This is a genomic window from Legionella shakespearei DSM 23087 (genome assembly GCF_000373765.1).
GTDB classification, from domain to species: domain Bacteria; phylum Pseudomonadota; class Gammaproteobacteria; order Legionellales; family Legionellaceae; genus Legionella; species Legionella shakespearei.
In genome coordinates this window covers 59,597-71,638 of record NZ_KB892383.1, presented here as the reverse complement: position 1 = coordinate 71,638, position 12,042 = coordinate 59,597, and the positions used below count along the sequence as shown (strand labels likewise).

Below are 12,042 nucleotides of genomic sequence, written 5' to 3'. Positions count from 1 at the left end.
TCCCTGCCATGGCCTACATCCCTATTCTACGTCGTCCTGAGTGTGTCTATTTGCACGAAGGATCTCCTTCAGGTGGTACAAAACCACCATTCCGTGCCTCATTCAGGAGATCCTTCGCTTCACTCAGGATGACGTGCGATTGCAAAACATCGCAACAAGGCACGTCGTCCTGAGCGCGTCTCTTTGCGCGAAGGATCTCCTTCAAGGTGGTACAAAACCATTCCGTGCCTCACTCAGGATGACGTGCCAGGGGCGCCAGATTCCGTAAAAGTACCATAACCTTTAAAAAAGTCATCATTTCAAGAGGTTAATTTTAAAATAAAATCCATTTATTTCTAATCATTGCAACAAATTAGTAAAAAGTAACCAAATAAGATTGCATTTAACCAATGAATAAGTAAGATAAAAATTCATAAGGAATTTTTTCAACGGATATGAGGTTAATTATGCGATACGTTCTTCCAGCCGGTCTTTTAACCAGTCTTCATTTTTTGCGTGGTGACTATCAGACTGAAAGAAAAGTAAATTTAGACGAAACCCCATCATTAATTGGTGTTCCCACCTTTTTTGGAGGCACAGATGTTGTCGCACGCGATAGCCAAACCAAATTTATAGAAAAAATGCTGGTAGTCCTTTCAGCCAATTTAATGAAAGAAGAAGAAATATGTACGGCAGAACAATGGCAGGCTAATTTAACTGCCTCAAGAGTAATTATTGCAGCATGCCTCTTTGTTCAATCACAAATTTCGAGTCCGAAATCAAATTCGGCACTTTATCGTTTAATCGATAAGAGTTTAGGAATAAACAGTGAAAATTATCTGGATGATGAGGATAAGGAAATCTGTTTCCTGGCAGCAAATCGCATCATTAACTCGTCAATATCCGCTTTGGATGATGCCAATATTGCCTTACGCAAAGCACATATGAAACCCATTTCTGAAGCTGAGTGGAATAAATTTTCAATGTTTTTAAGTAATGCGAGTATAAAGAAAGTCAGTGTAAATCCTTATACAAACTACCCTATCACGTCAATTACCCAACCTATGTTTGGTGCTGCATTCTCTTATACCGGAGCAACCATAGGATTTCTCAGTGGGGATATGATAAGCAATTCAACCCGCTTGATGTCTACCAAGTTCCAGGCTACCGCTCTGATTGGCAGCACGCTATTGATGCTTGGCCCAGCTGGCCCCATGGGTGTTGCTCTGTTTTCTCAGGTTATTGCTGGAAAATTAATCTCTGGCTTATGCAGTGTCAGCATGGCACACGTCCTCGGAACTGTGATGGGAATTGCGGGGCAAGGTGTGGGCATGGCTATTGGATTACCCATGGATTGGGTTTACCGTATGGTGTGGAAGACAGTAGCATTAATTGCTGCTTATGGTCATTATGAAAATACTTCCACAGGCATCCGCATCGCCGATGGTAAAACAATGATGAATGGTATTGTTATAGAGGTAACACCTCTTGACCAGTTACCGGAAGGTTACGAACAAAAATCCATAGAACTAAAAGAAGATGGCAAAATATACATGGATGGAAAAGAAGTAGAGGTGCCTGAAACAGGATTGCAACTTCCTCCTGAAGTTTTGGCTGAATTAAAAGCCCAGTTTGAATTAATGAAGAAAGAGGCAGCGCCAGAAGAGACAGCGCCCCTGGTTCCAACACTTTAACTTCTCACATGTGATCCCGGCCTTAGCTCCACAGTTCCACCGTCCCGCGGACAAGCTGAGGGACGGCGGAGCAGCGCTTGGCCAGGGATCACGTCAAACCGTTTAAGTTTGCGGTTGCTCCAATTTGAACAACAACATATTTTGTACTGATTGCATTATTCTCTAAACAAATAATTGATATATATGCTTTTGTGTGTAATAAATGCAATTTTTAACGAATTATTCAGGTTGTTTCCATGTCTAATAAAAAGAATTTGTTAAACAATTACAGAACAATTGCTGCATTTATCAACAGTAGAGGTGTAGCACCAACGTCCAATGATGATATTAATAATTTTGCTTACAGGACGCTGCTTTTAAATCTGCGAAAGCAATATGATGATGCCTGTGCCACAGGGCTCCAAACAGAAGAATATTTAAAATTTATCAAAGGATTGAGTCTGGAATTGTCGGTTATAAAAGCCGGAGGCCAACCCATTAATAATAAGGCGATAGAACCAATTATTCGCCTTGATATCATACGTTTTCTGTCCATAGTGATTTATAACGCAATCAGGTCTATCGTAAATGGTGACTCAGCCGAGAAAGAACATGAAGAAGCAATTCACACCGCTCAAATGCAAATTGAACAAAGCATAAAAAGTCATTATGACCCAACATTTTATTTACCCACCCCCTTTAGTCTTGCCCATATCCGACAGGAATATAATGAAGCTTATGAAGAAGACTACGGCAGTGGATGTATTGGGTTCTTTAAATTGCCAATCAAACGATTTTTTCAGCAAAAGTCCCGTGAAGATGAGTTAAAGTTTTTGGAGCAGGTTGAGGAATATTGCCAGAACAACAGCTCTTTGACTGAAGATCTTGTAAAACAATTAAAACAAAGTGCTGCCAATCTGGTTTTGCTTTCTATATCTTCTGAAACCTTTGGTAAGGGCAGCCAATTAGGCAAAATACTGCAAACCCGTCTGAGACAAACCGGAAAGTTGACTGGATTGGATAGCATTATGGATAATTTCGTAGAAGAATGCGGCACCAGGGGAATAGCCATACCAGAACACCTGGCACAAAAGAGACCCTGTATTACGGCTACCGCCTAATACAGGCTACGAGCCGGATGCTACATCAAAACTGTAGCCCGTATTAGGCGATAGCCGTAATACGGGAAGCTCGGAGACAGTTCCTGGCTACCTCCTGATACAGGTTCCACATTCTACCAACTAAATTCGCGTCTTTACTTTTTCGACCCCAGGATATACTCTCAAATGTGGAAGAATTTGAGAGAACGATTCATGCATGATAGCTTACCTTTAATAACAACAATAGCTACTGCACTAGGTGTTGCCTTAATCATGGGCTTTATTGCAGTAAAACTGAAATTGCCAACTCTTGTTGGTTATTTGCTCGCGGGCATCATAATCGGCCCCTTCACACCAGGATTTGTAGCCAATGCAGAAATAGCAGCTGAACTTGCAGAAATTGGGGTGATGCTATTGATGTTTGGAGTTGGATTGCATTTTTCCATGGATCATTTATTAAAAATGCGTAACGTTGCCCTGCCCGGCGCAATAATTCAGATTTTTGTAGCGAGTTGCCTTGGTGGTGGAATGGCCATGTACTGGGGATGGGGTCTGGGTGGCGCATTAGTGTTCGGACTTTCACTATCAGTTGCCAGTACCGTTGTTTTGATAAGAGCGCTGGAATCACAAGGCATACTCAATTCTATAAATGGACAAATTGCTATTAGCTGGCTAATCGTTGAAGACTTGGCCATGGTGCTTGTTCTGGTATTGTTACCCGTTTTATCAGGCTGGTTAGGTGGCAATTCCGCAGCAACTGCAGACAAAAATATAGGGGTTCTTCTGGGAATCACCCTGTTTAAAATATGCGCTTTTATAGGTGTCATGTGGGTAATAGGCCGCAGTCTGTTATCCAAACTGCTGTGGCAAATTGCCCGCACCGGTTCCCGTGAACTGTTTACTTTATGCGTTATTGCTGCAGCGGTCAGTATCGCTTTTGCGGCATCGAAAATATTTGGAATGTCCTTTGCTCTGGGTGCTTTTTTTGCTGGCATGATCATGAGGGAGTCTTCATTCAGCCGCCGTGCTGCTGAAGAATCTTTGCCGTTCAGAGACGCTTTTGCCGTTTTGTTTTTTGTAGCGGTTGGAATGCTGTTTAATCCCCATATTTTTATCGAGCAACCCATACAAGTTCTTGCCGTCGTGGGTATTATTCTGGTTGGAAAATCAATTGCCGCAGCAGCATTGGTACTCGCTCTGCGCTATCCGCTCAACACAGCCCTGATTGTTTCTGCAAGCCTTGCACAAATTGGCGAGTTTTCCTTTATTCTCGCGGGGCTTGGCGTACATTTAGGCTTGTTGCCAGAGGCTGGACGAGGTTTGATTCTTGCTGGCGCCCTTATTTCTATAACACTTAATCCCTTTATATTTAAAGTGCTGGAACCAACTCTGGAATGGATGCGCGCCAAGTTCAAATGGGTACGCGCTTTGGAAAGTACGGATGATCCATTGCTTGCCCTGCCCATGTCAACCGATGAAAAATACCTTTCAGGACAAGTAGTTTTGGTGGGATATGGACGCGTTGGCAAGCGTATAGAACGTACCCTATCACGTTTAGGCATGCCCTTTGTTGTGGTGGAGCAAAACCGTGAACTGGTGCAAAAATTAAGGGAACGAAAACTGGCTGCAGTCCTGGGTGATGCATCGGATCCGAACGTACTGGTCCAGGCTCATATTGCTCGTGCAGGAATGTTGGTTATCGCTTTGTCTGATACTTTTAAATTGCGACAGATGGTAGGTATTGCGAATACGCTAAATCCTAAAATTGAAATCATTATTCGTGCACCTTATGTGGAAGATGCTTTATTATTAAAGCGTGAAATCCCAGGCAAATTCTTTTTCACTGAAAGGGAAGTTGCTAATGGAATGACACGCCATATTATGAAACGCTTTGGTGTCGCACGGCCTGAATAAGGCAGGAAGGGTTAATTTAAAACAAGTGTAGCCTTGATGCAGCGTAGCGTAATCAAGGCTACAGTATTTTAATACCGCATCAGAACTTCTTCTTCGCCAAGCAGATTGGCCAGAAGATCCAGCAACTCGTCACTTGGGGTCACATGCCATTGCTGTGCCAGGCTTAATTGGGCTTTTGCGTATTCATTGGTATAAGCAAATTGTACAACACAACGTCCTGAATGAGATTTCAGCATGGTCTGGATTGCAGGCAATATGGTTTGGCTGGCCTGTTTAAGTTTTAATTCAAGGCAACGGGCGTATTTAGTCCGGGCAGCAGGAATACCTAGTAATTGTGTAGCCGTTATTTTAACCCCGCCACTGAAGTCATCATGAGCCACCTCACCTTCAACCACTAACATATCTCCAGAAGCCAATGGCTCTGTAAACAGATCAAAAACCTCGCCAAAAACCACTACATCCATGCGGGCAGTAGAATCATCCATACCAAGAATGACCAGCTTTTTACCCCTCTTGGTAATGATTTTTCTTACCGCGGTTACCTGAGCACAAATGACCGCTTTTTTATGCACGGAAGGATTTAATTGACTGATAGATACAATAAAATCACCGAACTCCCGTCGGTATTGATCTGCAGGATGACCGGTGAGATAAAAACCAAGAACTTCCCTTTCCCCTTCCAGGCGTTGAGCTTCGGACCATGGCTTGCAGGATACGTACTCCTGATCATTCGCATCGTCTTCAAGGATGGAAAATAAATCAAATTGGCCGCTGGACTGGTTTTGATGTTCTTTTTCAGCAACCTTCAAGGCTTTTTCCAGAGATGCCGTCAATATTGCCCGCTCTACACCCCAGTCATCAAAGGCACCACTTTTGATTAAAGCCTCCAGCACCCGACGGTTTACTTTTCGCAAATCCAGCCTTTGGCAAAAGCTGTACAAATCTTTATATTCACCATTTTGTATTCGTTCCTGGATGATGCAATCGATTGCATTTTCTCCTACTCCCTTAATCGCCCCCAGACCATAAACAATGGTGCCCTCACTATTTACCGTAAAAGAGTACATGGAATCATTAATCGATGGCGGCTGCACTTTTAATTTCATGTGCATACATTCATCTTTAAAGGTCACCACCTTATCGGTATTATCCATATCTGATGACATAACCGCAGCCATGAAGGCAGCAGGATAATGTGCTTTTAACCATGCAGTCTGATATGCAACCAGAGCATAGGCGGCAGAATGCGATTTGTTAAAACCGTAACCGGCAAATTTTTCCATCAAGTCGAATATATAAGTAGCGACGTCTTTATCTACACCTCGTTCTGTAGCACCTACAGTGAAGCTTTCACGTTGCTTGGCCATTTCCTCAGGTTTTTTCTTACCCATGGCGCGCCGCAACATATCCGCAGCGCCCAAGGTATAATTCGCCAGTACCTGAGCAATCTGCATTACCTGTTCCTGGTATAAAATAACCCCATAAGTTGGTTTTAAAATGGGTTCCAAATCAGGATGAGGATAATCTACTACAGCCCTGCCATGCTTACGGTCAATAAAATCGTCCACCATTCCCGACTGTAATGGACCGGGGCGGAATAAAGCCACCAGTGCGATGATTTCTTCAAAGCAATCAGGCTGCAGGCGGTTAATCAACTCTTTCATACCACGTGATTCAAGCTGGAATACCGCAGTTGTTTTACAGGCTTTTAATAAATCAAAGCTTGCCTTATCGTCTGTCGGAATCTGACTTATATCAATAGGCGGTTGGCCTGCTTCTTCCAATTGTTTGTTTACTATGGCCAAAGCCCAGTCAATAATCGTAAGCGTCCTCAGCCCCAGGAAGTCAAACTTGACCAGGCCTGCTGCTTCTACGTCATCTTTATCGAATTGGCTTACTATTTGGGTAGAACCCTCTTCACAATAAATTGCAGTGAAATCGGTAAGTAATGAAGGTGCAATAACCACACCGCCCGCATGCTTTCCTGCATTTCGGGTAATCCCTTCCAGCTTTAGAGCAAGGTCAATGAGTTCCTTTACCTCTTCTTCTTCGTCATAACGCCGTTTCAGTTCGGGCTCTTGTTCCATAGCCTTACTTAGCGTAATGCCGATTTCAAAAGGAATTAATTTGGCTAATTTATCAACAAAGCCATAAGGGTGTCCGAAGACCCTTCCCACATCGCGAACCACCGCTTTTGCCGCCATGGTTCCAAAGGTAATAATTTGCGAAACACTTTGTCTGCCGTATTTTTCCGCCACATATTCAATAACGCGGTCACGGCCTTCCATACAGAAGTCAATATCAAAGTCAGGCATGGATACCCGTTCCGGATTAAGAAAACGCTCAAAAAGCAGTTCGTATTCCAGAGGGTCAAGATCCGTAATTTTCAAGGCATAAGCAACAAGAGAACCCGCACCAGAACCTCGTCCGGGACCTACAGGTACACCATTTTGTTTTGCCCATTGAATAAAGTCAGCAACGATAAGGAAATAGCCGGGAAAGCCCATATTGTTAATTACTTCAAGCTCTACCTGAAGCCGTTTATCGTATTCCACTCTGATTTCAAGCAGCTCTTCTGCTGTTTTGTTGCGGAACAATTGCTGTAAGCGATCTTCCAGACCTACCTCAGATAAGTGCGATAAATATTGTTCAATGGTTGAGCCTTCAGGGACAGGGAAATTGGGCAAATAGTTATTGCCAAGATCTATCTTGACGCTGCAGCGCTTGCTGATTTCTACTGTATTTTGAATGGCGCTGGGCAAATCAGAAAAGAGCACTTCCATTTCTTCAGCGGAACGCAAATACTGTTGCGCACTGTATTGTTGCACCCGGCGCGGATCGGCCAAAGTATAGCCTTCATGAATGCAGACTCTGGCTTCATGTGCTTCAAAATCTTCTTTATCAATAAAGCGCACATCATTGGTTGCAACTATGGGCAATTGCAACTCATCAGCCAGTGCTACTGCTTTTTCATTGTAAAGCTCTTCGTCAGGCCTGCCGGTGCGCTGAAGTTCTATATAAAATCGATTCGGAAATAAACTGTTCCATTTTAAAGCGCGTTGCTTTGCTAGCTCATAATCATTAGCCAATATCGCCTGGCCAATGTCACCAAATTTTCCGCCAGATAAGGCAATTAAGCCTTCGGAATACTCTGCAATCCATTGGTTTTGCACTCTGGGCTGGCCGTGATATTGTCCTTCCTGGTAGGCTTTAGAAATCAGACAAGTCAGATTTTTATAGCCTATGTTATTGAGGCATAGCAAGACTAAAGAGGAAGTAATATCAGGTAATTCGAGATCATGGCAAGGGATATCACTGCCTATAACAGGCTTGATTCCACCATCAACGGCTGTTTTGAAATGTTTTACAGCAGCAAAAAGATTGCAGTAATCAGTTACAGCAATCGCACACATACCTCGTGAAGGCAGTGCTTTCATTAATGGTTTTACGCGTACCAGACCGTCCACTAAAGAAAATTCGGTATGGACACGCAAATGGACAAAGCGTTGTTGCATAAAGGGGTAAACTCAATAAACTTAATATAAGAACTTTACCGCAAATCGAGGGATCGAATCTACATACTCTTTCATTTTATTTGGAATCTGTAGACAATTCTGCTTTCTTGTATCAAATCAGTACGGGTCACAGATGGAATTGGCTTCGGATGATAGCCGATTCACGTCGTCCATTAAGACCGGGCTACGGGAATGGCAAAGAGGTGATGAGGAAGTGTAGCCCGTATTAGGCGTCAGCCGTAATACGGGATCGATGTGGCAATGAGCTAATCCCGTATTACGGCTGACGCCTAATACGGGCTACAATGATCTTTTATCTGGTAGGAGTAGTCGCAGTTGTTGCACTTGCAGAACCTGTAGTGGCCTCATCAAGCAACACTCTTTCAAACATCCCTAATCCATTTCGGCCAGTTACATTATGAAGACGTCTCAATATTCTGTTTTTATGTTCTTCCGTAATCTCTTTAGTAATCTCTTTAGGCTCTGCTGGTGCTGTTACATGTCCCAGATTACTTTTGACGTATTGCATAATCTGTTCTGCAGCTTTTGTCCCATCGGTTCTTAGCCGTGCAAAAAGTGCTGACAAAACTGGATAATGTTGCTCTTCAATTGCTGATAATCGATGTGTAGTCACTGACGAAAGATAGGGTATTACAGCCTTTAAATCATCAGAAAAAAACGCATCTATCATTATCTTTGGAGTGATATTCCTGAACTCATATCTTAGAAAACCGGGTATTAAACGTACCGGACTATGGCCAATACCGTCTACTTGCAAGTGACTTAATATTATCTTTTCCCGGGTCATGGTTTCATCAATAGCCGAACTTCTACTGTCCTCTTTATCGCTTATATTCCAATATCTGCCTTTGCCAGCAACATTCTGTGCCAAATCAAAATCCCTGTCATCAAAGGACATGCTATAACGCGAAACGTCTACAGGAATAGTCATATATAGAGTAGTTACTTCATTCAATCTGGTGTCTCTGCTTAACTCGATTTGATGTGTATTCAAATCCATACGCGTCCTTGTAAGACCATCCAGATATTGCCCCACAGTATCAATGTCTTTAACGCTCTTATTTCCAAGTTGAGCCACTGCGGTAAGATAGGCTTGCCGAACCGCTTCAAACCTGGTTCTGCCAGATTCTTCAGACAACTCCGCCTTGCTGAAGGATAAAGTCTTCTGGATATAACGTACCATAAGATTCTCAGGGGTAAATAGTTCAGATAATCCTAAAATAGTTAATGCTTCTGTTAATGTCATAATAATTCCGAATTTAAATAAAATTCCCAGTTATACGATAGATAACCGGAATTGATAAAGTTATGTTATAACCTAAGGCTCTTATTTATTGCTGAAGGACAATGAGCTAGTACTGGCTGTCGCACCTTCAGGCGCTGCTGCGAAAAATCGAGCAGGTAAATGCCTCATTCTAACGCTATCCATATGAGATTGAATTGCAAGAATATCTTCTGGACTAAATCGCATGGTCACTTCCCCTGCTTCAGCAACATAGTGTTCGCCAGTCAGATGAGTTTCAATGTATTCAGTAATATCGCTGTTTAATTTTCTGCGAACGTCCTCGGAGGGCTCTCGTCTTTGTCTGTCTCTTAAGTCTTGCAAGGCCCGTAAATGTGTTGGACTAACGTCTGATAATCTATCTGTCGTGACCGAACTTAAATGAGGAACCAGAACAGAGATTCGTTCATTACAGTAAAAGACATTGATTAACTGTCTTGGAGTTATTCCTTCAAATGCATAACGTATAAAACCAGGGATCATCCGGGCATTAGGAATACGATTGTATGATGCATCAAACTGATATCCCGTTTGCAATGGTTGAAGAGCTGGTGCATATGCAGGACTTGATTGAGGTGGTATACCTCTGCTGGAAGTATCATTAGGATCGCTGGTAATAACCCAATATCTTGCTTTACTTGTTTGCTCTGTTACTAAATGGAAGTTTTTTGGATCCATACCTAAAGTATAATAATCAACATTTACCGGGATATGCAAAAATAACATGCAAGGTTCATCCAGTTTCTTTGTATCTGCTATCCTGCAGTTAAAACGGGAAAGGCTAAGATCCGCTGATTGATAATGCTCTAAAAAATTACTTGCAGTCCAATCCGCAGTAACTACATTAAACGCTTCTTCAATTTCTGCGCGAGCAGGATTGCTTGAATCAGTAATGTAAGGTTGAGCTAATGCAACATAAGCCTGCATAGTATCACGTTGACTTGATTCAGACGTTAAGCCTAATATTTTTAATGCTTGTTCTAAATTCATTGTAACTCCAGAATTAAGAGGGGAATTCCTCGGTGGCACATTATAAACCGGTTGATCATTTTTAAAACACATAATTGTGTAAAGATTATTTCAGAAAAGACAAAAAGTCCTGAGAATTGAAGGAAGTGTAGAGTAAAGCCTGATTACTGGGGTTACAGCTTTACCGGTTTGATTGGTGAGGATCAAAAGCATCCCGGACCGCATCAGCAAATAAGTTGATTGCAAGAACTAAAACAAACATAAATAAGAACGCTGCGAATATTGGCCACCAAACCAGTGGATCACGGGCAAGCTCCAAACGGGCGCCATTGATCATATTGCCCCAGCTGATTGTCATTGGAGATACCCCTACTCCAACATAGGACAAAACAGCCTCAGCCATGACCAGAAAACTGAAATCCAAAACCAGAGTAATAACAACAATATGCATGACATTAGGTAATAAATGTTTGCGCATGATGGTAAACCAACTGCTGCCCAGCGCTCTTGCAGCGAGCACGTAATCCACCTCACGTAACTTCAAAGCTTCAGCCCGCAAAAGACGGCATAAACTGGTCCAGCTGGTCACCCCCAGAATCAGGCACAGTGCCAACAATCGTGCATCCGCACTTTTGGCTAAAGTGGTAAATTGTTCGGGATGGCTGGCAATATAGGTTTGTAAAGAAAGAATGGATGCCGTAATTAAAAGAACACCCGGTATTGAACTTAACGTCGTATAAACATATTGGATGATGTCATCAATGACACCGCCAAAATACCCCGCTACTATTCCCAGAAATAACGCCAGCGGCAACATAAACAGCGTGGTCAGTAAACCAATAATCAAGCCCGTACGAATACTTTTCACACTGAAATAAAAGATATCCTGGCCGATTTGCCCTGTGCCCAGCACATGAAACGATCGAGACAACCAGTAACTTAATAAAACAAGAAAACTTAAGACCACTATAGTGACCAAAGCACTGACACCACTTGCACTTAAAGCGAAAGGCTTCCTGGAATGAAGTGCAAGTTTAATCAGAACAACCAGCAGCCAGCTACCAAGCATTATACCTGCACTGTAAAGAAAAGCTGACTTCAGTGCCGCGTTAATAATGACTGATTTATCTGAGTCTGTTTTAACACTAACGGGTGGATATTTTAAGCGAGGATAAATTTGGGTAGCCACCCCATCAGTTAATTTGGTTTCAGTCACAAAGAGATTCAATGACATAGGAGCGGAATAAGTTTTTTCATAATTACTGCCAATGGGAGACAAGATTTTGTCTAAAAGCGATTGCATGTTATCACTGTCATCCGCAGCAGATTTTAAATGGATTGAATCCAAAACCCCAACCGTAAGAAACAGTAACAAAACTATGCCTGCACTCACAGCCAAAGGCCTGTGCACAATAATAGAGAATGATTGCCTGATATGCTCTTTACGCAGACTGTTTAAAATAATAAGCGCCCCGATGATCAGGACAGTCAGAAAACATTTGTCAGTCCACAAGAAGTCAAAGGTCATAAGCAAACCTCATAGCACCCGCTGTAATAATGCCAGGCGACGCTCCGCCGTCCCGTGGCTT

Annotated in this window: 7 protein-coding genes; 3 read left to right on the top strand and 4 right to left on the bottom strand. The window is 42.6% G+C overall.

Features of this window, described 5'->3' with window-relative positions; translation table 11 throughout:
* Positions 1–434: 434 nt before the first annotated feature.
* The 3 genes from B094_RS0102405 to B094_RS0102395 all read left to right on the top strand — a co-directional run bounded on the left by B094_RS0102405 (position 435) and on the right by B094_RS0102395 (position 4,666).
* On the top strand, positions 435–1,673 hold the full coding sequence (locus tag B094_RS0102405) for a type IV secretion protein Dot (protein ID WP_282705092.1): 1,239 nt from the start codon (positions 435–437) through the stop codon (positions 1,671–1,673).
* Positions 1,674–1,909: 236 nt separating this feature from the next.
* On the top strand, positions 1,910–2,773 hold the full coding sequence (locus B094_RS0102400; RefSeq protein WP_018576197.1) for a hypothetical protein: 864 nt from the start codon (positions 1,910–1,912) through the stop codon (positions 2,771–2,773).
* Positions 2,774–2,965: 192 nt separating this feature from the next.
* Positions 2,966–4,666 (top strand): cation:proton antiporter domain-containing protein, encoded by a 1,701-nt coding sequence (locus B094_RS0102395; RefSeq protein WP_026253850.1) that lies wholly within the window; start codon positions 2,966–2,968, stop codon positions 4,664–4,666.
* Between the two features lie 68 nt (positions 4,667–4,734).
* Here the strand turns inward: B094_RS0102395 and dnaE are convergent, their stop codons facing one another.
* From dnaE to B094_RS0102375, 4 genes are all read right to left on the bottom strand, one after another.
* A complete protein-coding gene (gene dnaE, locus B094_RS0102390) occupies positions 4,735–8,181 on the bottom strand; it encodes a DNA polymerase III subunit alpha (protein WP_018576195.1) in 3,447 nt (1,148 codons plus the stop codon).
* Between the two features lie 313 nt (positions 8,182–8,494).
* Positions 8,495–9,448 carry a hypothetical protein gene (locus tag B094_RS0102385; RefSeq protein ID WP_018576194.1) on the bottom strand — a complete coding sequence of 318 codons (954 nt, stop codon included), beginning with the start codon at positions 9,446–9,448 and terminating at the stop codon, positions 8,495–8,497.
* A gap of 81 nt (positions 9,449–9,529) precedes the next feature.
* Positions 9,530–10,474, bottom strand: coding sequence for a hypothetical protein (locus B094_RS0102380; RefSeq protein ID WP_018576193.1), 945 nt, complete (start codon positions 10,472–10,474; stop codon positions 9,530–9,532).
* A 160-nt stretch (positions 10,475–10,634) separates the two neighbouring features.
* Entirely contained in the window at positions 10,635–11,981 is a 1,347-nt protein-coding gene (locus B094_RS0102375; protein ID WP_018576192.1) for an ABC transporter permease, read from the bottom strand.
* Between the last annotated feature and the right edge of the window lie 61 nt (positions 11,982–12,042).

Bases quoted from the DNA above. Each gene is read 5' to 3' on its own strand.
- B094_RS0102405 (WP_282705092.1), top strand. From the start codon at position 435: ATGAGGTTAATTATGCGATACGTTCTTCCAGCCGGTCTTTTAACCAGT.
- B094_RS0102400 (WP_018576197.1), top strand. From the start codon at position 1,910: ATGTCTAATAAAAAGAATTTGTTAAACAATTACAGAACAATTGCTGCA.
- B094_RS0102395 (WP_026253850.1), top strand. From the start codon at position 2,966: ATGCATGATAGCTTACCTTTAATAACAACAATAGCTACTGCACTAGGT.
- dnaE (WP_018576195.1), bottom strand. From the start codon at position 8,181: ATGCAACAACGCTTTGTCCATTTGCGTGTCCATACCGAATTTTCTTTA.
- B094_RS0102385 (WP_018576194.1), bottom strand. From the start codon at position 9,448: ATGACATTAACAGAAGCATTAACTATTTTAGGATTATCTGAACTATTT.
- B094_RS0102380 (WP_018576193.1), bottom strand. From the start codon at position 10,474: ATGAATTTAGAACAAGCATTAAAAATATTAGGCTTAACGTCTGAATCA.
- B094_RS0102375 (WP_018576192.1), bottom strand. From the start codon at position 11,981: ATGACCTTTGACTTCTTGTGGACTGACAAATGTTTTCTGACTGTCCTG.